The organism is Streptomyces racemochromogenes, from assembly GCF_044129415.1.
Classification (GTDB): Bacteria; Actinomycetota; Actinomycetes; order Streptomycetales; family Streptomycetaceae; genus Streptomyces; species Streptomyces racemochromogenes_A.
Genome location: NZ_JBBDHD010000032.1, coordinates 37554 through 57548, shown reverse-complemented (window position 1 = coordinate 57548; position 19995 = coordinate 37554). Strand labels below are relative to the sequence as shown.

Annotated in this window: 19 protein-coding genes and 2 pseudogenes; 10 read left to right on the top strand and 11 right to left on the bottom strand. The window is 71.0% G+C overall.

Going from position 1 to position 19995, the window contains the following annotated elements; all coding sequences use genetic code 11:
* Positions 1-330 precede the first annotated feature (330 nt).
* Positions 331-1044: a DUF1963 domain-containing protein gene (locus WDV06_RS15310; RefSeq protein ID WP_395510286.1), complete on the bottom strand. Its 714-nt coding sequence runs from the start codon at positions 1042-1044 to the stop codon at positions 331-333.
* Between the two features lie 302 nt (positions 1045-1346).
* Positions 1347-1517 carry a hypothetical protein gene (locus WDV06_RS15305; protein ID WP_395510303.1) on the bottom strand — a complete coding sequence of 57 codons (171 nt, stop codon included), beginning with the start codon at positions 1515-1517 and terminating at the stop codon, positions 1347-1349.
* Between WDV06_RS15305 and WDV06_RS15300 the strand changes: the two genes are divergently transcribed.
* Positions 1477-3165 carry an IS701 family transposase gene (locus WDV06_RS15300; protein WP_395510285.1) on the top strand — a complete coding sequence of 563 codons (1689 nt, stop codon included), beginning with the start codon at positions 1477-1479 and terminating at the stop codon, positions 3163-3165. The genes WDV06_RS15305 and WDV06_RS15300 overlap by 41 nt on opposite strands.
* A 557-nt stretch (positions 3166-3722) precedes the next feature.
* On the opposite strand, the gene WDV06_RS15295 is transcribed toward WDV06_RS15300, so the two are convergent.
* Together WDV06_RS15295 and WDV06_RS15290 are read right to left on the bottom strand one after the other, a co-directional pair.
* Positions 3723-4199, bottom strand: a complete 477-nt coding sequence (locus WDV06_RS15295; protein WP_395510284.1) for an AbfB domain-containing protein — start codon at positions 4197-4199, stop codon at positions 3723-3725.
* Between the two features lie 193 nt (positions 4200-4392).
* Complete coding sequence (locus WDV06_RS15290; RefSeq protein WP_395510283.1) at positions 4393-4809, bottom strand: hypothetical protein; 417 nt, start codon at positions 4807-4809, stop codon at positions 4393-4395.
* 528 nt (positions 4810-5337) lie between these two features.
* Between WDV06_RS15290 and WDV06_RS15285 the strand changes: the two genes are divergently transcribed.
* On the top strand, positions 5338-5757 hold the full coding sequence (locus tag WDV06_RS15285) for a hypothetical protein (protein ID WP_395510282.1): 420 nt from the start codon (positions 5338-5340) through the stop codon (positions 5755-5757).
* 129 nt (positions 5758-5886) lie between these two features.
* Here WDV06_RS15285 and WDV06_RS15280 read toward each other — a convergent pair whose 3' ends face one another.
* Positions 5887-5976: a helicase gene (locus WDV06_RS15280; RefSeq protein WP_395510281.1), complete on the bottom strand. Its 90-nt coding sequence runs from the start codon at positions 5974-5976 to the stop codon at positions 5887-5889.
* A 2-nt stretch (positions 5977-5978) separates the two neighbouring features.
* Here WDV06_RS15280 and WDV06_RS15275 point away from each other — a divergent pair.
* The 3 genes and pseudogenes from WDV06_RS15275 to WDV06_RS15265 all read left to right on the top strand — a co-directional run.
* Positions 5979-6633 (top strand): annotated as a pseudogene (locus tag WDV06_RS15275) (transposase); the annotation flags it as partial.
* Between the two features lie 337 nt (positions 6634-6970).
* Complete coding sequence (locus tag WDV06_RS15270; protein WP_395510280.1) at positions 6971-7534, top strand: DUF6232 family protein; 564 nt, start codon at positions 6971-6973, stop codon at positions 7532-7534.
* Positions 7531-7896, top strand: a complete 366-nt coding sequence (locus WDV06_RS15265) for a hypothetical protein (RefSeq protein WP_395510279.1) — start codon at positions 7531-7533, stop codon at positions 7894-7896. Before WDV06_RS15270 ends, WDV06_RS15265 begins: the two co-directional genes overlap by 4 nt.
* A gap of 1074 nt (positions 7897-8970) precedes the next feature.
* Here the strand turns inward: WDV06_RS15265 and WDV06_RS15260 are convergent.
* From WDV06_RS15260 to WDV06_RS15240, 5 genes and pseudogenes are all read right to left on the bottom strand, one after another.
* Positions 8971-9666, bottom strand: a complete 696-nt coding sequence (locus WDV06_RS15260) for a hemerythrin domain-containing protein (RefSeq protein ID WP_395510278.1) — start codon at positions 9664-9666, stop codon at positions 8971-8973.
* Positions 9667-10139: 473 nt separating this feature from the next.
* A complete protein-coding gene (locus WDV06_RS15255) occupies positions 10140-10409 on the bottom strand; it encodes a hypothetical protein (protein WP_395510277.1) in 270 nt (89 codons plus the stop codon).
* 8 nt (positions 10410-10417) lie between these two features.
* The gene (locus WDV06_RS15250) at positions 10418-12181 is read right to left on the bottom strand and encodes a S8 family serine peptidase (RefSeq protein WP_395510276.1); all 1764 of its coding nucleotides are present in this window, start codon (positions 12179-12181) and stop codon (positions 10418-10420) included.
* Positions 12182-12362: 181 nt separating this feature from the next.
* A pseudogene (locus tag WDV06_RS37335) lies at positions 12363-12599 on the bottom strand (IS5/IS1182 family transposase); the annotation flags it as partial.
* A 325-nt stretch (positions 12600-12924) separates the two neighbouring features.
* Positions 12925-13464 carry a hypothetical protein gene (locus tag WDV06_RS15240; RefSeq protein ID WP_395510275.1) on the bottom strand — a complete coding sequence of 180 codons (540 nt, stop codon included), beginning with the start codon at positions 13462-13464 and terminating at the stop codon, positions 12925-12927.
* Between the two features lie 165 nt (positions 13465-13629).
* Between WDV06_RS15240 and WDV06_RS15235 the strand changes: the two genes are divergently transcribed.
* Together WDV06_RS15235 and WDV06_RS15230 are read left to right on the top strand one after the other, a co-directional pair.
* Positions 13630-13863, top strand: coding sequence for a hypothetical protein (locus WDV06_RS15235; protein WP_395510274.1), 234 nt, complete (start codon positions 13630-13632; stop codon positions 13861-13863).
* Between the two features lie 58 nt (positions 13864-13921).
* Positions 13922-14110 (top strand): hypothetical protein, encoded by a 189-nt coding sequence (locus tag WDV06_RS15230; protein WP_395510273.1) that lies wholly within the window; start codon positions 13922-13924, stop codon positions 14108-14110.
* Between the two features lie 19 nt (positions 14111-14129).
* On the opposite strand, the gene WDV06_RS15225 is transcribed toward WDV06_RS15230, so the two are convergent.
* The gene (locus WDV06_RS15225; protein ID WP_395510272.1) at positions 14130-14555 is read right to left on the bottom strand and encodes a DUF3592 domain-containing protein; all 426 of its coding nucleotides are present in this window, start codon (positions 14553-14555) and stop codon (positions 14130-14132) included.
* Positions 14556-15026: 471 nt separating this feature from the next.
* Here WDV06_RS15225 and WDV06_RS15220 point away from each other — a divergent pair, with 471 nt between their 5' ends.
* The 3 genes from WDV06_RS15220 (at position 15027) to WDV06_RS15210 (ending at position 19693) form a co-directional block, all read left to right on the top strand.
* The gene (locus tag WDV06_RS15220) at positions 15027-15878 is read left to right on the top strand and encodes a helix-turn-helix domain-containing protein (protein WP_395510271.1); all 852 of its coding nucleotides are present in this window, start codon (positions 15027-15029) and stop codon (positions 15876-15878) included.
* A gap of 222 nt (positions 15879-16100) precedes the next feature.
* A complete protein-coding gene (locus WDV06_RS15215) occupies positions 16101-18191 on the top strand; it encodes a WD40 repeat domain-containing serine/threonine protein kinase (protein ID WP_395510270.1) in 2091 nt (696 codons plus the stop codon).
* Positions 18188-19693, top strand: coding sequence for a serine/threonine-protein kinase (locus WDV06_RS15210; RefSeq protein WP_395510269.1), 1506 nt, complete (start codon positions 18188-18190; stop codon positions 19691-19693). Before WDV06_RS15215 ends, WDV06_RS15210 begins: the two co-directional genes overlap by 4 nt.
* The last annotated feature ends 302 nt before the right edge of the window (positions 19694-19995 follow it).

Here is a 19995-nt window from a genome sequence, read left to right as displayed (position 1 = left end):
ACCGCTGGATGAGGTCGACGACGCCGGTCGACTCGGCGGCAGCCTCGGCCTTCCTGGAACGTGTCGTGGAACTGCCGGGTCCCATTCCATGCTCATTGCACGGATGAGCTGCTCGGTCATCGTCAGTTCCTTCTCGGGCGCTTTCGGCTTGCCGGGCAGGGTGTCGATCTCTTGCAGCGTCAGCAGCCCGTTCCCGGACTTGAGGGCGACCTCGGGGATCTGGACCCAGCAGTCGTCGCTGTACGGCTCGGGCTCATCCGGGTGCAGCGTTTCGCGGCCCGCGGAACACGAGCGGCGGCGAGGCGGGGGGCCGGTGACGGAGGGATCCCGTCAGCTGCAGTCCCACCAGTGAGCGAAGGGGCGATCCGGGCAGACGCGACACTCGAAGATGTACACCGAGCCCACATCACCTAGAGCAAGGCCCGTGGGGTCGACGGGGACTGCCCGGCCGCCGTCCTCGTCCCGGTCCTCCAAAGGCAGCCAGATGTGCCACGAGGCTCCGTCGCACTCCCAGCTGGCCACCGTGAGCAGGTGGTCCATGCGGCGGCCACATCGCTCGCAGTCCACCCACCCCTCCCCGGTGAACCAGGACGGATAGCCGCCGAGTTTGATGCCCGGCGCCTCGGCGAAGTCGGAGAAGGACAGCAGCGGAAGCGCCCCATGCGGCGGGATCGCCGCCTGCAGTCGGCGGAAGTCGTCCCGCCACTCGTCGGCCAGGTCCTCGGGCAGATCCCAGCTGGGGTATTCCGTCACCCGCTCCGGGTGCACCACGCACGGCGCCGGAACATACCGACGGGACGCGGCCGGATCCGTCGGCGGCGCTGGGCGCACCGTCCGTACGGTAGAGGAGTCGCGCCAGAACACCAGGGGCCACGGTGATCCGGGAAACTCATGGGTGAACGGGCACCAGAGCACCTGCAGGATGTCCGTCCCGTCAGGGAACGGCACCACACCGGGGGGCAGGTCCGAGCGGAAGGCCTGGACGACCGGCACCATCGGCACCCTGGAACTGCTCGGCAGGCCGTCGCCGAAGGTGTGATGCATTTGGGTACAGACCGGCCAGGCTTCGTCTGCCGGCCACAACAACGGCCCGCCCACGGAGCTCTCGGTGGGCGACGGCGCACCCCTCCGGGGGTGCATACGTACCGTGTCCCGCGCCCACGTGGCGAGCCCTGGAACCAATCCGGCCACGTCGACAGGACGTGGCGGCGTCCGCCGTCTTGCCACGCCTCCACAGGGGACCGAATCCATCAGATGATCATTCATGGACGGAACCCTAGCCAGCCAGAGGCTGAGCGCCAGTATGGCTTCTGGCGACGCCCCCGGGGGTTTGCCCCAGCGTTCGCTCAGCCATCGGGCCTGGGGGCGAGGGTGATGGGGGCGGTGGCGATCTGGCCGAGGCGGTCAGGGGCGAGGGTGTAGAGGACGCCGACCTGGCCGGTCGAGGATGTCCGGGCCGGATTGTCATGGCGGGCCGTGCGGGTGGTGCGGCCGCAGGTGTGGGTGGTGGACGACACCGGGTCTCCCAAGGACGGCACCGCTTCGCCGGGGGTGGCCCGGCAGTACTCGGGCACCCTGGGCACGGTCGGCAACGGCCAGATCGGCGTCAGCGTCCACGCCGCCTCCGACGCCGCCTCGTGCCCGCTGTCCTGGCGGCTTTTCCTGGCCGCCGCCTGGGACGGCCCCGACGCCGAAGCCGGCAGGCGGGCCTGCAAGATCCCCGACACCGCCCACCCCCGGGCCAAGTGGCAGCTGGCGCTGGACATGCTCGATGAACTCGACGGGAACGGGGTACGGCCTGCCGTCCTGGCCGCGGACACCCGATACGGCGCCCACGCCGACTTGCGTCGCGGCCCGGAAGACCGCGGCCAGGCCCGGGTGCTGCAGGTCAAAGCCGAGATGACCGCCTACGGAGAGGATGCCGAACCTCACCAGCCGCCAGCCGCCAGCCGCCAGCCGCCAGCCGCAGCCACGGTCGAACAAACACGCGAGGAGCACTGGAATGCGCCTCATTGTGTGGTAACCGGCCTTCACCTGGGTGATCACATCAGGTTCGGGGTACCACCCAGCATGATCACTGTTGGGGTCGAAGAGGAGTACTTGCTGGTCAACCCGCTGACGCTCCTTCCTACCCCACTCGTGCAGCAGGTACGTGCCACAGCCTGTCTGACACCCATCGCGGGAGAGCGAGAGGTCCAGGACGAGCTGCTGCAGGCTCAGATCGAAGTCGCCACCCCTGTGTGTACGGCCCTTGTGGAGGTGGGAGGCCATCTCCTGCGGTTGCGCCAGGCGGTCGCCGCCGCTGCGCAGGCGAACGGCTGCCGCATCGCCGTCTCTGCCACCGCGCCGGTCAGGAGCGCCTCGCCCGTACCCATCACCAGCACGGCGAGGTACGTGAAGATGCAGGAAGAGGCCCGGTTGCTGGTCGATGAGCAGCTGATCTGCGGGATACACGTCCATGTGGGGGTGCCCGACCGCGAGACCGGGGTGGCCGTCCTGAACCGGCTGCGCGTCTGGCTTCCGACGTTGTTGGCGATGTCCGCGAACGGGCCCCTTTGGGACGGACGGGACACCGGCTTCGCCAGCTGGCGCACGATCGTCTTCGGCCGCTGGCCGGTCAGCGGCCCGCCACCGCATTTCGCGGGGCTGGCGGACTACGAGGCGCGGGCCGAGGCGCTGGTGAAACCGGGGGTAATCCCGGACCGGGGGCAGTTGTACTGGCACGCCCGCCTCTCCGAGCGCTACCCGACGGTCGAGGTGCGCTGCTGTGACGTGCAGTTGGAGGCGGACGACGCGGTGATACTGGCCGGTGTCGTCCGCGGGCTCGCCGCCACCGCGCTCGCCGAGGAGAAGGCCGGAGTCGCTCTTGCGCCCTGCAGAGCGGAGCTCCTACAGGCCGCGACATGGCATGCGGCCAGACACGGGCTGGGCAGCACGCTGGTCGACCCGGCGGGCCGGCTACGGAGCAGCGGGGACGTGCTGAACGCGCTCCTGCGGTACATCGGCCCCGCTCTCGAAGAGAACGGTGATCACCGCGAGGTGACCTCGCTCGTCCACCGGCTGCGCCAGCGGGGCACGGCGGCCGACCGCCAGCGCCGCGCTCTGGCGGAAGCCGGCCTGCCGGGAGTCCGCGACCTGATCACCGCAGGAGCCACCACCGCGTGACCTTGCAGGATCGACCGATCCGGCAGATGTCCTCTGGATTCTCGTCAGCGTCCAGGAAGACCGGCACGACCAGGGTGGACACCTCGTCCTCTTCGCGGGGTACCGGACGGGGTCGACGGCGTGCAGGCGGGAGGCGACGCGTGGCAGGCCCTCGGCGAAGGCCTGCGCTCGATGGTGCGGTGGTGGAAGGTGATCGTGGTCTTGGAGCCGATCGGGCGTGACCCCGGGTCGACCAGTTCCGCCACGACTCCCTGGCGCGCATACGAGCTACTACCCCGAGGATGATCTGGGACGGCCCGGCACGTACATCCTCGACGTTCATCTGTCGCAGACCGAGCTTCGCTTTGCGCGCGTGGTCTACACCGTTTCACGGACTAGATTTCTTGCTGTCGGCTGTGCGAGAACCTGAATCTGGACGGTCGCTCCTGAAACCGCCGGACAGAGCGCGCAGGGCTTCTCGTTCGGTCCTGGTCAAGCGCGGCTAACCTGCTCCTTCGTCGGAATACTTGCAGTGCTTGCATGCCGCTGCTGCAGCGCTAAATCCGGGAGAGGTTAAATTACGGGTTCGGGAGCAAGGCCTTTCGCACGTTGAATGATGCGTCGAGGGCGTACTGATCCGTGAACTCGGCCTTACCCAGCCACAGCTCAAAGTTTGAATGGCGTATGAAACATTCAGGGATATTGTATGATCTGAAGGAAATTCCGGATGGTGCCGATGTCCTGTTGTATGCCAGGGGTGGAGTGATTTGGAAAGTTGCGTCGGCTGCGAACTGATCCGACGCATCGTTTCTTTGGAGCTTGATTCGCCAGTCCTGATGGCGCAGGAAGAAATTGCTCGCGGTGACGGACATGATAGAAAAGTGGCGGGGGTCCGCAAGACCTTCAACGAGTATGAATGTGCCGTCTTTTGAGTCTTGATTATTCCCGGCTTGGATGACGTCTATGCGTCCCAGGAAGTTGAAGTGCCTTATGTAGCGGTCAGGGAAATTTACTGATTCGATGGATGCGTACCACTGGCTCCAAGGGAGTGACATGGTGATTTGCCTTTCTCGAATCGGCGGTGACGTTCTCCGGTAATGATGTCGCGGACGCCCCCGTCGCCATGCGCCACTGATGCTTGGGTTCCACACTTGATTTGCGTGCGGTAAACTGCTCGATTTGCCCCCGGGGGTGGGATGTTCGATGTGTGGTGCACTGGCAATCGTATCCGGTTGGAGGTCCTGCTCCTCAAATGTAGGGCCGATCGGCAGAGGTTGACAACAGTCGCAATTTCAATTGAATTTGTGATATGTGAGCGATGGACAATGAGAGTCTCAGCGGGTCCCACGTTCTGAAAATAGAAAATACGACTGTCTTCCTGCTCCTGCAGTCCAGGCACGCAGGGTTGGGGCTGGAGAAGTGGAGCAGCGCCGACTCGGCATCGCGGGCGACGTCGATACCGACCTCCACCACCGGCTTGGGCTCCACCAGCGTGACGGCCGGCTTCTCGCTGCTTCCCCACCCGGCGGAGAATGACCAGCCCGTCCATGGGTGGCCGTGCCGGGACCGGTGCAACTGCCGCGCGAGAGCCGTACCAGTTGCCCCGGCGACGCGCGTCTGGTACTTCTGCCAGCCCCGCACGGCAGGACGATAGGGCTCGTCCATCCGCTTGAAGACTCGCGCACCGCCGGCGCATTTCGTCGCGTTCGACGTGGTGCTGCTGTCCGGAACTCGCCCGCGGCCCGAGCCGCAAGCGCCACGCCGGGCCGTACGGACACAGCACCCACGGCACCGTCCACCGCCGTTCGGCGAACAGGGACTCCAGACATCCCGCGCGGTCGCATCCGGCGGCTGCGCGGCCCCGGCTGCGATCTGCGGAAACGCCGGGGCCATCTCAGAGCCGCGCCTCGAACGCGGCACCACCCGGCCCGTCGACTGAGATCAGAGCTCGGAATCCGTCCCACTTCGGCTCCCCGGCCGGGCCCGGCCGCGGATCACAGGCCGGGACGGCAACGGTCGGCGGTAGATCCGGCAAAAGTACGCCGAGCCGTTGTTTTGCGGGTGGAATTGCCTGGGACCGTGCCCTGACACCGTGATCGACTGTGCCTGCCGCAGGGGCGCCCTACCGCCCCGGCGGCCGGAAGGAAACGCGTCCGTGCCCGAAGGGGACGGACGCACGCACGAAGGAGAGACATGCTGGTCCGCAAGTTGAAGGCAGCCGCGGTCGCGGCCACCGCGGTGGCGAGCGTCGCGGTGATGGCCACACCGGCCCAGGCGGGGGCGGCCTACTGCTCGTACGGAGGCGGCGTCTACCTCTGCGAATACTCGCCGACCACCCGCGTCCTGCCCAACGGCACGAAGCAGGACTTCGTCGTCGGCTCCGACCGCGCGGTGTGGACCCGCTGGACGGACTCCGACGGGGACTGGTCTCGGTGGATCTCCATGGGCGGCAAGGCTTACAGCAAGGTGTACACCTACGACTACGACACCAGCGACCCCTGGTCCTTCCGAATGTTCTACTACGACCAGCAGGCGGAGTACTGGGGCCGCAACCGCGACCACGACGGCAACTGGTCCGGGTGGATCCACTACGACACCCCGCTCAACGGCTGACACCACGAGCCGGCCGCATGACCCCAGCGGCCCGGCCGGAGCTCCCCCAGCCCGTACGACGGGTTCCGTGAACGGGAAGCGTTCACGGAACCCGTCGCCGCCCCGCTGAACGACGAGCGAGGTGGCTTGTCACGCCCAGTCCACGCCGAGCTTCGCGAGGGCGACGAGCTGGTCGGTGGTGAGCTTGTCCAGGCGGCTCTTGGTGTTGGAGACCCACACACCCAGCTATACCGCGCCCGGGTGGCCGTCGGCGTCGACGAGGTCGGCCACGACGCGATAGTTACGCCGGGGCCCTCGCCGCCAAGGCCGTGGAGGCGGCGGAGAGCCAGCACACCGCGGTCGCGGGGGAGCAGGCCATCGCGAGTAGGGTGTGCACCCCGGTCGGTGAACTCGTGTCCCTCAACGAGAAGGTCGCCGAGGTCGAGGGCCGGATCGAGGAGCGATTCCGCGCGCACGAGCTCGCCGAGATCATCGAGTCGATGCCCGGCATCGGGGCCGTGCCCGGGGCCGAGTTCCTCGCCGCCGTCGACGGAAAGCCTCGACGCTTTCGCCACCCCTGACCGGCTCGCGGCCTTCGCGGGGGTGACACCTGCCCCGCGGGACTCGGGCGAGATCGGCGGAAACTTCCATCGGCCGAAGTGCTACCACCGCGGCCTGCAACGCGTCTTCTATGCGTCGGCGCTGTTCAGCATCCAGCGCGACCCCAACTCACGAGCCGTCTACGACCGCAAGCGAGCCGAGGGCAAACGCCCCGTCCAGGCGGTCCTTGCCCTTGCCCTTGGCCTTGCCCTTGCCCTTGCCCGACGATGCGTCAACGTCCTGTGGGCCCTGCTGCATGATCGCCGCTGCTGCACCGTCGCGGCCCCGGCAACGTAGCCACTTCCTTGTGCCGCTTGCCTGAGGCCGGCTCCCAGCCGCCGCCGGGGGGCAGGGGGACAGGAGACAAGCCGCGACTGCCCGCCCCCGGAGGCGTGCGCGGCCGATGAACGGACCCTTCCGGGGTCGAAATCGCGCCGGGACGGCGAAATGGCCGCATCAGGTCTCCCCCGACGAGCGGCCGCGAGCGCCTAATGGTGTTCCAGCGCTGTGCTGGCGAAATCCATAGGGTTACGGGGGAGCGCGCATGGCCGTCATGGGAAATGCCGGGGCACCACCACCGTCGGAGCCACCGCCACCACCACCGCCCCCGTTGGGGCCGCCACCACAGCTTTCGGTGCCGCCGCCGTTCGTGCCGCCCGACGAGCTGATGGGGTCGCTCAGCCGGGGCAGGCTCGTCCTGCGGGTCAGCGGCCGCATGCTGTGGTTGGGCTCGAAGGCCGTTCCGTTGCACAACATCGCGTCGGTCGATGCCTTCAAGGTGAAGCCCGACTGGGGGACGGCACTCCTGCGGGTGCTGAAGTGGCTGTTCTTCGGTGCCGTGCTCATCGTGGCGACCGGCCTTGTGGACCGGCTGGTGACCGGGACCGAGGTGAGCATCGGGGGCGGCGGCTTTCGCCTGTTGCTGACCGTCGTGGTCGTCGTGGCGGCAACCGCCCTCGCGGGCGCGTTCAGGGCGGCGAGGCCGGTGCTGGCCGTCGAGACGGCCGGCGGCTCCCTCCTGGCCGTGACACTGCCGAGCATTGACGAGTTGCGGCAGATCGCGGGGCGGATCGTCTACGCGATCAACTACCCCGACGCCGAGTTCACGGTCGTCGTGAAGCAGTTCCACACCACCAACAACCACGGTCCTGTCGCCATCCTGAACGGCGGCCAGGGGAACACGGGGATCAAGCTGTGAGCGACGCGACGCACCACACGACGAACAACTACGGGCCGCAGGCCTTCATGGACGGCGGGCAGGGGAACGTGGGCATCAACTACGGGGTCGTCGGAGCCCCCGTCCAGGACCCCGAGCTCCGTGCCCGCGTAGAGGAGCTCACCCGCCTCCTCGTGGAGCTGCGAGGGCACCTCACTCCGGAGCAGGTGCGGACCGTGGAGGAGGTCCTGCCCGAACTCGCCGGGGACCGGCAAGCGTTGCGCGAGCGCGGGCTCGTGCTGGCGCGCGTGGCGCAGATCGCCGCCGTCGTCGGCGCGGTCGGCCAGCCTGTCGGGGAGGCGCTGGGGCGGCTGCTGGATCTCATAGGCCGGTCCGTCGGCTGATCCGCGGCCGCCGCGAGAGCGAATCGGCCGGTCGGCGCGAGGTGTCGGTGGGGGAGGGTACCGGACCACTCCCGGTCACCCGCGACCGCATCGGCTGGAGTGGCTGTTGGAGATGACGAGCGCGTTGGCGCTCTTCACGTCCGTGACGGCCGGGCGCCGGCGGCCTGACGGACGTGGTCCCGGGCATCCAGCCGACCACGACGCCCTGGGCATGGCGGATGAGGTGGACTCCCCCGGCTCCGGGGGCGGTTCGAGGCCCGCGTCAGCGAGGACTGCCCGCACCCGGGCCACCAGCACCTCGCCTGGATCACCCATGTGGTGACCCTGGAGCGCCGCTGCCTGGGGCACCGAGCCGGGGCGGCAGCGCGGGGGTGTGGCGGTTCAGGTGTGGGTGCGGCTGTTGGGGACGGCGGCCGCCCCGGGCGGGACGTGCCGCGTAGCCACGCAGGTCACCCGCCCAGACCCGCGCCCAGACGCCGCCGACGGAGGCCGACCGGGTGCCGGGCCGGCGCCGAGAGGCCCGCGTCGGGCCCCGGCCGGGGGCGCTGTCGACCGGCCGGGCCCGCCCTGTGTGGACCTCTCGTCGCCCTGCCACCCTGCCACGGGCACGCCGGCTCCGCCCGGGATAAGGGCCAGCCGGGGTATGCGCCCCTCAATCACCCGCGCCGGGCGCGGGGCCGGTCGGGGTCGGACGGTCTGCGGGGACGCTGGCGTGGCCGGCCCGAGTGCGCGGCGCGGCCGGGGAGGGTCGGCGGTCCGGCCGGTCCGGAACGGCCTGACAGTTGGACCGGACATGCTCGTTCGCACAGCTCACGACGCCCACCCGGCAGCGCTGCTCGACGCGTTCCGGCTCCTGGACGCGGCCACAGCAGGGCGGTGACGCGGCCGCCGATGAACAGGTCCGTCGGGGTGCAGCAGGCGGTGACCACGCTCGCCGCTGCCTGCGCCCTCGCTGCGGTCGCCGCACCGCACTCGGCACAGGCTGCGGGGCCAGGCCATGCCCGAGTGGGCGGCCCTGCTGGTGTTGTGGGTGGGGGGCGGGGAATGCCGGCCTCTCACAGGTGGGATCGGGCGTTACGCCTGCACGACTGCGGCGTCGCTCCGGCGGACGCTGGCGGTGGTGCGGTCGTAGAGGCGGGTGCCGAGGGTGCGCCACAGCAGGCGGGCCGGGGCGGGCATCTGTGACAGGAACAGCTGGCGTTCTTGAGCGGTCGCGTCCTCCAGGATCGCACCGAGGAAGACCAAGAGCTTGGCCTTGGGGACGCTGCGGCGTCCGCGTTCGCCGACTTCGGCCCATTCACCGGGCGTGATGTGGGCGGCCATCAGGGGAAGGAGGTGCTCCTCCTCGTCGTCCATATGGCCGGCAGCGTGCCGGTCGAGCGTGCGCAGCGCTGCGGCAAGACGCACGGCCGTGGCACGGTCAGCCTGGGTGCGCCACCGGCGCGACAGCTCGGTGGCTGTGGCGAGCGCGCCGGCGATGGCCTCGTGCTGGTCGGCCATGCGCGCCACGACGTCGGTGTCGGGGACGGCACGCTCGCGCAGCTTGGGCCACAGCAACTGGTCCTCGCCCTCGTGGTGTTCCTGCAGGGCGCCGAGGATCAGGTCGAGGTGATCGGCGAGCACAACGGTGCGCCGCCGGTCGCCGGGGGCGGCAGCCTCGATCAGGTCGGCCAGCAGCGGTATCTCGCGGCGGAAGACGCGGTGCAGGACGACCATCTCCTGGGGGTCCAGACGCTCGCCTGCGGCAGCCGGGTCGGCGGTGGTGGGCATCAGGCCCCATTTCTGTGAGGGAACAGTGATCAATGCGGGGACCCGCAGCCTAGCGACGCCGGCCCCGCCCCCCACAATCACCTCCAGCCGGTCACCCGCCACCGGGGCCGGGAGACACGCGTTCAGAGGTCTTCCGGGTCGGCACCGGACTGTTGTGCCTGCCGCGGGAGAAGAAGGCTCTCCAGGGCGTCCAGCCCGAACAGCCCCGAACGGCATGAGCACGACCAGCACCGGCACGAAACCAGCAGTCACCACCAGGGTGCCTCCCGATGGCAGCGGGCACGGGAACGCGATGCACAACTCCCTACGGCCCAGACTGTCCGAATGAGGGGGTTGGGCACCTTGCGGAGCGACGGCAAGCCGCCGTCCGGGGGTATCCGGCCGTACGCCCAGGGGCGCGTCCCGATGGGGCGGCAGGCCCCTACCCAAAGCGGCCTGACTGCCCAACCCGGTGAACCTTCCCCGTCACAGCACTAGAGCGGGCGTCTGCTGCCGGACAGGGAGAGCGAGCGGACCCAGGGCTGCTCGGAGAGCGTCTCGACGTCCTGCCGCGAGAGGGTGCCCGTCAGGATCGTGCGCCCGGTATCGGTGCCGTCCACCCCCGCCCGGCGCAGCTCGTCCAGCTGCGCCGGCGTCGGGGGTTCCGTGAGGCGGACGAGGACCAGCAGGTCCCGGGCCCCGGGGTCGCCTTCCGCGGCGCCGACGGCCCGCCCGAGCGCGGCGTCGAGCTTGCGGTAGTCCACGTCCGTCCTTAGAGCTCGGTGGCGTCCAGGAGCCCGTGACCCCACTTGTGGTCGACAGCGCCCTGGGGGCCGCCGGGAATGGCCGCGTTGGCGTTCAGCAGGGACTTCAACGCGGCCGGGTCGCAGTGCGGATCGCGCTGGAGGAGGAGGGCGGCGATCCCCGCGATGAACGGCGAGGCCATGCTGGTCCCTGCCATGGCCACCTCGCGCTGGTTGATGACAAGCGCCCTCGGCTGGTCGACGGCCTCACGGGACAGCGAGGAAACGATCATGGCACCGGGGGCGGTGATGTCCGGCTTCTGGGATCCGTCCCTCAGGGGTCCCTCGCTGCTGAAGCCGGCGATCTTCCCCAGTTGCAGCGACGGCGCCTGCTCGGCGACGCCGTCGATGTCCTTCCAGTCGGTGCGCGTGGTGAAGGCGGCCACGGTGATCGCCGACGCGGCGGCTCCCGGCGAGCCGATCTTCATCGTGTCGTGCACCGCGGGACCGCTGAACTGCGGCTGGGGCCGGGCTTCGGAGTCCCCCAGGATCCACACGTCGACCCTGCCGTCGCCGTTCACCGAGTCACCCCTCACCAGCAGGCGCCACGTCCCCGGAGGGGTGTGCGGAACGTGGGGGCCGGCGGCGTTCGGAGCCACCTCCACGAAGAAGTTGACGTCCCCGTTGTCCGGGGTGGGGCCCGGAGTGGTGATCTGGATCCTGCCCTCCGGCAAGTCGAACTGCACCGTCTCCTCCCCTGGCCCGCGTACGGGCTGGAAGGGAGTCGAGGCTCCCGACGGCGCGGCGATCGCGACCTCGAACCGGTCCGTGCCCGCGTACCATCCGTTGAGCAGGAACACGTCGGGCTCACCCCGCAGGACGCCCGGGTGGCAGGGGACGGAGACGGTGGCGTCCTCGGTGACCGTGAGCTGCGCGTGGATGTCGTCCTCGCCCTCGTTGCCCGCGGCGCAGCAGACGATCCTGCCCGGTCCCGACTCCTCCGCGATCGCCTGGGACATCGGGTCGCTGCCGTCGTGCGCGTCGTGGTGCCCGCCCAGGCTGAGGTTCACCACCGCCGGCAGGCCCAGGTCACGCGCCACGCGGAAGATGTACTGGATGCCGTCGGTGATGTGGGCGTCCTGGAAGTCGGTCTTGACCATCACCAGCCGGGCCCCAGGAGCCAAGCCGTCCTTGCCGGCGGCGATGCCCGCGACGTGCGTCCCATGACCCTCCGTGTCCCGGGACGGGGTGGTCGCTCCGATGCCGGTGAACTCGACGCCGTAGCCGCCCTCGGGCACTCCGTCGCCGCCTTGGACCGTCTGGTCCCAGATCCTGTCGATCCGGCCGGTGAACGCCGGATGCCTCGGGTCGATACCGGTGTCGACGATGCCGACGACGACCCCCTTGCCGGTGAGTTCGGTGCGCGTCCGGAAGTCGGGCACGTGCACCTTGGCCTGCGCCCGGTCGAGGAGGGGGCGCAGCCGGGTGGCCGGCACGATGCGCCGGACGCCCGGGTGCGCGGCGAGGTCCGCCAGGGAGTCCAGCGGGACGATGGCTGTGCGGATCCTTTTGCCGCCCGCGTTGACCTCGACGCCCTCCCCGAGGTCGCCGTCCAGGGGAACCTCCGGATCGCAGACGAGCGAGACCACCACGCGCAGTGGTTTGGCCCGCTCCCGCAGCGAGACGAGCCCAAGCATCCGTCCCGTCGCCGCCAGCGGGGAGCGTCTGCGGCCCTCCTGCTGGTAGCGGGTGTAGATGGCCGCCAGTTGGGGTGCGAGCTTGGTGTAGTCCATGGCCGCTTCTCCCTCGGAGTCGCCGGGAACCGGACGTGCCGGATTCCCCTCCACACTCGGCGGCGGACCGCCGGCGCGGACGGCCGACAGGCCCGCCGCCGCGGGGCGTCACTCCATCGATGGGCGAAAAAACCATTCCCCGGACCGCCGCCCGGCCTAGGTTCCGTGTCTGTGGCCAGCGTCGGGTCCAGATGGGGATGCTGTTGGCGAGGTGGAGTGCGGCCTGGTAGGTGAGGGCGGGTTTGTCGGTTCGTGCGGCCAGGCCCCGCCACTGCCTGAGCCGGGGTTCGCGCAGCGCTCGACGCTGTTTCGCTGTTCGTATGCCTCGCGGTCGAACCCCGGAGGGCGGCCGTCGGCGGCCTCGGCGCAGGCAGTGGCCGATCTGGTCGGAGGGCTGCGGGATGACTGCGCGGATTCCCGCTTCTGCGTGCGCCGGCAGCGTGCCGATGGGCCCGGACGAGGGTGGAGTCCACCCACACGGTCCAGTCGATGTCGTCGGCTGCGTCCGCTGCTGCCGGGACGGCGGTCAGGATCGCTTCCCGGGTGCCGTCGACCGCCCATCTGATCAGCCGTTTGCGGGCGGTCTGGAAGGGGGCGAGTTCATCGGGAAAGTCCCTTCCAGGCGATGGCCTTCGAGGGGCCCCCGACACGTCGCGACTCTTCGAGACGGCACTGCGATACCCGCGCCGGCGCCGTTTCCCGTCCCACGTGCGATCACGTCCTGTGCATGCTGGTGCGTGCTGCTACGCCAGATGCTTCTTCGGCTGGGGGTGGGGGTCGAGGAGCGCCCACCAGGCGTGGCCGTCGTGATCGGTGTGGGTGCCGCAGGCGTCGACGGTGCGCAGCACCACCACCTCCGCCGGAACGGCCCCCGCCTCGTCTTGCCCGTCGGTCTGGTGGTTGAGGACCATGACGAGGATCTTGTCGTCCTGGTCGGCGAGGTGGACACTGACGCGTTTTCCGCCGGCCGCCACGGCCGTGCGGACCAAGCCGTGGACCGTCTTGAGGAAGTCGTGCTCATCCAGGAGGGGGTAGTCCCAGTCGGCGGCGGCCAGCGCAGCCTGTGCGGCGGCCTTCTTCGCCGCCCACTGATCCGCGCGGAACGTCAGCACTCTTGCCCGCCGGTTCGTGACGACCAGACGGGGCGGCACCCCGGTGAGCGATTTCGGCTTCGTCGCCGGCTGCGGCCGAGGCGCCTCCACGGGCTTCTTCTGCGGCGGCGGCGACTTGGGAGGATAACTCGGCGGAACCATCGGGCCCTTGGCGTCCACAACCCCACTCATACCCCGCCACGTTACGCTGTACGGCCCCGACCGCGCACCAACATCGGCCACAGCCGACCGTGTTGTCTCTCCGTCGGTGCCTGCCGCAGATGAGCCGTATGACGGCCGGAGTCCACCAGGCCGTCGCGGTGAACACCGCCCGGACGAAGGCGGGGGCACCGACCAGTGGGCGGACCTCCTGAAGGCGACGATGCCAGGCAGCCTGGTCCCGACGCGATCCTGGCCTCTCCGGCCTGGCCGGACATCGTGGCCGCGACGGGCCGGCTGGACGCCCGGGGCCTCGACGTGGCTCCCGTCGTCGTGGACGCGCACGCCGCAGGAGCGGGCGTCGAGCCCCGGCCACCGTCCCCGCTCCTGCCGCTCCCGGTGTTGGCGCGCCGCCAGCCGACCTCGGTGTGAGACCAGCCGAGAAGGAGCTGGCCGCGGCGCAACGGGAACCGCGCAAGACCCGGCCGGGGTGGCCGCGCTCGACGGACGAATCAGCGCTCTGCAGGACGACCTCACCCGGGCCCGCGACGAACGGGCCGGCCCCCACGCAGCCGAGGAAACCGCTTCCCGCCGCCACCAGCAGGCCGACCGTGCCCTCGACAAGGCCCGCAGGGCCGCCGCCGAAGCCGAACGGGCCTGGAACGCGCTGAACGGTTGAACCCCACCCTCCGCCGCCGTCAGGAGTCGAAGAACCGGAGGAGCAGCGCCCCCAGGGCGATCGCCGGCACGCCGGTGCCCCAGGCGAACTTCACGATCAGCCCCTCGGTGGTGAAGTCGATGGTCTGTCGCGTCCCGAGCCTCGCCCGGCTCGGCTTCTTCCGGTCGTAGACCACCGGGAACACGGTCCCCATGGGTTCGGGCTCCTCGACGCTGAGCTCATAGAACCGCTCGTCGCGGCCCTCCTCGGGGAGGCACACCCGGTAGTGGACGCGGTACTTGTGGTTCATCCAGTCCTGGACGACGGAGACCGCCTCGCCCTCGACCCCACGCCGTTCCAGGGCGCGCAGCCGCAGGAACTCGACCAGGTTCCCCACGGTGAAGACCACCGCCGCGAGCCCCACCATGACCAGGACCACACCGACCACGACCAGAACCCGATCCACCGCCGCCCCCTCCACCGGTCCCCTCACGGGTCGCAGGAGTCTACCCGGCCCCACCGGCAGAGCAGAGTGGCCTCGCGCGCAGCCCCCGATCGGTGTGCGCCCAGCTCAGCCCATCACTTCGGAGCACCGAGGGGCGTCACGGCCTGCGGATCGCCAGTCGGCCCGCGTCGACTTCGGCGACGAGCGGACCACCACGGTCGCCAGGGGCCGCATCGTTCGGGCCGGGCACGTGGGGCGGCTCGGGCGTCGGGCTGGTCGGTCCAGCAGGCCCCCTCCCGCACTGGCCGTGGAAGCGGACCACCCCGAGCGCCGAGGGGGTGATCTGGGTTCCGTCACGAACGGTTCAACGAACGCTCGCACCACACGATCGACGTCTAAGCTCGCGCCGCGAAGCCAACGCGGCCCGCCTGGAGGGTCCTGGGCGGGTGAAGGGGATGTCTCGTGGAGTGTGCGGTCGGACGGGGAGGCGGAGTGGATCGGGACGTCACGGTCTCCGGCGGCGCCGGAGGTCTGCGCCGGGTCACCCGCCCCCTCCACCAGGCACTGCGGCCCTACCTGGTCAGCCGTGTCGGCTTCTCCCACCTGGCCCCGCCCTACCAGGTGCGGCTGGTTCCGACCGGCCACGTCATCGTGACCGTCAGCCTTGCCGAGCCGTTCAGCCAGATCCGCCGCCTCGGAATGCCGGGTTCGGGTACCGGCCGGATCGGTTCGGTGGTGGCGGGTATCGAGGACCGGCCCGCGTGGTGTGCGCATCCCGGTGGCCGGCAGGAGGTGATCCGCCTGCAGTTCACCCCCCTCGGCGCCTACCGCTTCCTCGCCCTGCCCATGCGTGACTTGACCAACCTCGTGGTCGAGCTGGACGACGTCCTGGGCCCCGCGGCCGGTGTGCTGGTGGAGCGTCTGGCCGCCACCCCCAGCTGGGCCCACAGGTTCGACCTGCTCGACGCCGTGCTGCTGGAGCGGCTCGGGCGCGGCCCGGAACCCGCACCCGAGGTTGCACACGCGTGGTGCCTGCTCACGGACTCGGCCGGCACGGTCCCCATCGCCCGGCTCGCCGAAGAGGTGGGATGGAGCCGCAGCTACCTGGGCCGCCGGTTCTCCGAACAGGTCGGGCTCACGCCGAAGGCCTCAGCCCGGGTCCTGCGGTTCCGCCGGGCCGCTCAGCTGCTCACCGGCGGTCCCGTCGACCTCGCCGGGATCGCCGCCACCTGCGGCTTCTACGACCAGGCCCATCTCACCCGGGAGTTCCGAGCCCTCGCCGGTCTCACACCGGGCCGGATGGCGGCTACCGCCCGCCCGGTGCAGGAGGCCCTCGCCCTCTAGGGAGAGGTCACATTCGTCCAATCCGGACCGTCCCACCGCCGCTACGTTCAGCAGCGGGTACGGCGCCGGCCGAAGCAAACCACCGCAACCCGAACAAACCGAAGCGCACCGGTGGCGCCCGCGCTCCAGCAGCGGTCCGGTGCCTACGGGGGCGTGGAGCACGGGGCGTGGCAGCCGGACAGACCTGGGCGCCACGGGAACGATCCGGGAGGGAACACGGCGATGACGACACCCCTGCAGGCGGACGATCCGCGTGAAGTAGGCGGATACCGGCTGGTCGGGCGGCTGGGCGGAGGGGAGCTGGGCACGGTGTTCCTCGGCCGCTCCCGCAGCGGCCGGCTGGTGGCGGTGAGGGTGGTCGCTGCGCAGCCGGCGGCCGATGCGGAGTTCCAGCGCCGCTTCTCGGAGCTGACCGCTTCCGCGCGGAAGGTGAGCGGCTTCTACACGGCGCAGGTGGTGGACGCCGCCGCCGACGGGAACGTGTTGTGGGTGGCGAGCGAGTACTTCCCCGGCCCGTCGTTGCGGCACGCGGTGGCGGCGCACGGACCGCTGCCCGAGGAGGCGCTGCGGGCGCTGGGATCCGGGCTGGCAGAGGCCCTGGCCGGGGTGCACGCGGCCGGGCTGCTGCACGGCGGTCTCACCCCGGGCGACGTGATCCTGGCCGACGACGGTCCGCGGCTGACCGACTTCGCGCTCGCTCGGCTGTGGGACGCCGCGCATCCCTCGCGGACGGTCGGTGCGGCACCCGGCGGCGTATTCCTCGCACCGGAGCAGATCCGCACCGGCGCAGCCGTCACCGCCTCGGACGTCTTCGCCCTCGGGGCCGTGCTCGTGTACGCCGCCACCGGCCGCAACGCCTTCGGGGACGCGCTCGGCTCCGACGCGTTGATGCGCGTGGTGACGCAGGAGCCGGACCTGACGGGGGTGCCCGAGCCGCTGCACGGCCTGATCGCCGCCTGCCTGGCCAAGGACCCGCAGGCCCGCCCGGACCTCGGTGAGCTGCTGCGTGGCCTGGCCGGGCCGGGTCCGGGCGACTGGCTGCCACCCACCCTGGTGGAGATGGTCGGGGAGCGGAAGGCGGAGGCCGACGCCCACACCGGCACGCGGGCCCAGCCAGGGCTGCTGCGGCGGCGGGCTCTGCTGGCCGCCGCCGGAGTCGCCGCCCTCTCCGCCGTCGCGGTGCCGGTGGGGATCTGGGCCGCCTCGGGCGACGACCGGCCCACCGCCGGCACCCCGGGGTCCACCGGCGGCGGATCGGCCGCCGGCTCCGGCTCCACCGGCGGGATCGTGAAGCTGACGGCGGGCGCGCTGGTCGAGGTGGGGCGTGACCAGGGCGACGGCAGGGGGATCGCCTACAGCCCGGACGGCAGGCTCCTGGCGACCGGCGGGAAGAACAAGGTCGTCCTGATCGACCCGGCGGCCGGGAAGCAGGTGGGCGTGCTGACGGTGGACCGCGCCCTGGGCGCCGCCGCCGCCGTCGCCTTCTCCCGCAGCGGAGGCCTCCTCGCCGCCAGTTACACGCTGCCCCCGGACCTGCGCAGCCGCGACGACAAGGAGCGTGAGCACGGCCGGGCTGCCGTCACCCTGTGGGACGTCGCCTCCCGCCGGGAGGTGATCACGGTGGTCGCCGCCTCCCAGGGCCATATGCTGGCGCAGCCGAACGCGGTGGCGTTCAGCCCGGACGGGCGGCTGGTCGCACTCGGCAGGGACGGTCGCGACAGCATCGGAACCGCCCTGGTGTGGGAGGTGGCCTCCGGCAGGCAGGTCGCTTCCCTCGTCGTCGGCCCGGGCTCGAACGGCACCCTGGGCGCGGCGCGCAGTGTCGCGTTCAGTCCGGACGGCAGGAGCCTGGCCGTCGGATACGGGAGCGACCTGAAGGGTGCGGTGGACCTGTTCGACGTCTCCTCGTCCTTCGCCCCGGTCGCGACCCTCGCCCTGGACAACGCCGACGCGTTCGGTGTGACCTCGCTGGACTTCACCCCCGACGGCACGACACTGGCCGGCTCCTTCGGCGGCGTCGCCGTGTGGGATCTGACCAGCAGGAAGCTCACCGCGACCCTCGCCGGGGTCAACTCCCACTACCAGTCGGTGTCGTTCAGCCCCGACGGCAAGCTGATCGCCGGCGCCACCAGCGCCTACTCCCAGGGCGGCGGGGTGACGGTGTGGAACCTCGCCTCCCGCAAGGGGACACCGGTGGCGACGGGGCGCAGCGGCGGGGGGCAGGTCGCCTTCGGACCGGACGGCAGGACACTCGCCGCGACCACCGACACCGGCGAGCTGCTGGGCGCCGTCCAGTTGTGGTCGGTGGGATGATCGAGCCGCTGGGCAAGGAGGATCCCCGTCAGGTCGGGCCGTACGAGCTGGTGCGGCGGCTGGGCCGGGGCGGGATGGGGCAGGTGTTCCTCGGGCGCTCTCCGGGCGGCCGGCTGGTGGCGGTCAAGGTGGTGGCCGCCGAGCTGGCGCACGACGCCGACTTCCGCCGGCGCTTCGCCCTGGAGGTCGCGGCGGCGCGGAAGGTCGGCGGCTTCTACACGGCGCAGGTGGTGGACGCCGACACCGACGCGGTGCGGCCCTGGCTGGTCACCGCCTACATCCCCGGCCCGTCGCTGCACCAGGTGGTGCGCGGCGCCGGTCCCCTGCCGTACCGGGCTCTTCGGGTGCTCGGCTCCGGCCTGGCCGAGGGCCTGGCCGCCATCCACGCCGCCGGCCTGGTCCACCGGGACCTGAAGCCGGGAAACGTCATCGTCGCCGACGACGGTCCGCGGGTCATCGACTTCGGGATCGCCCGCGCTCTGGACGGCGGCCAGCACACCGGCACGGTGATCGGCACCCCCGGCTTCATGTCGCCGGAGCAGGCGCGGGGCGAACCCACCGGGCCGGCGTCGGACGTCTTCGCGCTGGGCTGCGTCCTGACCTTCGCCGCCACCGGCCACAGCCCCTACGGGCTGGGCCGCCCCGACGTCATCCTCTACCGGACGGTGCACGAGCCCCCGGACCTGGAGGGGGTGCCGGACGGGCTGGCCCCGTTCATCCGGCTCTGCCTGGCCCCCGAGCCGGACAGGCGTCCGCTGGTGCCGGACGCGCTGCGTCACCTGGCGACCTCCGCCGAGGACACGCAGTGGCTGCCGGCCGGGGTCGCGGCGATGATCGGCGAACGGCGCGCGGCGACGGTCGCCCTGCGCGAACGTCCCGACCGCGAACCGGCCGCCGGCGCCGGGGCGGGCTCCGGCGCGCGCTCCGGCCCGGAGCTCGGGCCGGAGCGGCGTCGCCGCCGCGCGGCGATGGCGGCGGCCGCGACCCTGGCCGTCGGCGGGGCCGCCTGGGCCGCCGTCGCACTCCTGCACCCCTTCGACGCCACGGGTGGCTCCGGGACGTCGGGGTCGGCGGCGACCGCGAAGGCCGCCGCCTGGAGCGGGGACCCGTGCGATGTCACGGACTACACCCTGATCCAGGACAATCAGCTCACCAGCGTCGGTCAGGCGGGCGGCTTCACCAACGGTTCCGACCGCGTGAAGACCTGCACCTGGAAGGTCGGAGCCGCGACGGTGGACAACGACCGGACGATGACACTGGCCTACTCCACCGCCCCGTTCCACATGATCACGGACCGCAAGACCCCGAAGGAGTCGGCCAACGTGCACCTGGACAAGCTCACCTCCCCCGCCACCTATGTGAACCAGGAGGAGGACCGGTGCGAGATCGCCTGGCGCACCCCCGACGGCTACGCCGCCGTCCTCGAATCCGAACCCGCCGGCAGCGCCTCGTGCGTCCTCGGCGCCCGTTTCGCCCAGGACCTGGCCCCCAAGCTGGGATGAGGTGGCGCCCCTACACCTCTTCCGGGGCCACCCTGTTCCGGGCGAATCCCAGGCACCGGGGCTGCGGTAGTGGTTCCTGTGCCCCGTGGCGAGTACGTGGCGCAGCTCGGCGAGATGACGGGTGTTCGCGGGGAGATCGAGTCGGCCGAGGAGGTGCAGAGCGGAACTCATCCGCTCCGTGCCCGCCGGCGTGAACCGCTGGCTTGAGTCCGTCAGGTCGCCCACTGCCGATCATCCCGCTGAGCGCAGGCGACACGGGTCCGCTGTTCGGCGGGGAGGCCGCCAGGTCCCACCGCAGCTTC

Excerpts from the sequence above, each read along its gene's own strand:
- WDV06_RS15295 (WP_395510284.1), bottom strand. The coding sequence starts at position 4,199 with ATGTCACTCCCTTGGAGCCAGTGGTACGCATCCATCGAATCAGTAAAT.
- WDV06_RS15215 (WP_395510270.1), top strand. The coding sequence starts at position 16,101 with ATGACGACACCCCTGCAGGCGGACGATCCGCGTGAAGTAGGCGGATAC.
- WDV06_RS15260 (WP_395510278.1), bottom strand. The coding sequence starts at position 9,666 with ATGCCCACCACCGCCGACCCGGCTGCCGCAGGCGAGCGTCTGGACCCC.
- WDV06_RS15240 (WP_395510275.1), bottom strand. The coding sequence starts at position 13,464 with ATGAGTGGGGTTGTGGACGCCAAGGGCCCGATGGTTCCGCCGAGTTAT.
- WDV06_RS15250 (WP_395510276.1), bottom strand. The coding sequence starts at position 12,181 with ATGGACTACACCAAGCTCGCACCCCAACTGGCGGCCATCTACACCCGC.
- WDV06_RS15210 (WP_395510269.1), top strand. The coding sequence starts at position 18,188 with ATGATCGAGCCGCTGGGCAAGGAGGATCCCCGTCAGGTCGGGCCGTAC.
- WDV06_RS15290 (WP_395510283.1), bottom strand. The coding sequence starts at position 4,809 with ATGGACGAGCCCTATCGTCCTGCCGTGCGGGGCTGGCAGAAGTACCAG.
- WDV06_RS15285 (WP_395510282.1), top strand. The coding sequence starts at position 5,338 with ATGCTGGTCCGCAAGTTGAAGGCAGCCGCGGTCGCGGCCACCGCGGTG.
- WDV06_RS15310 (WP_395510286.1), bottom strand. The coding sequence starts at position 1,044 with ATGCATCACACCTTCGGCGACGGCCTGCCGAGCAGTTCCAGGGTGCCG.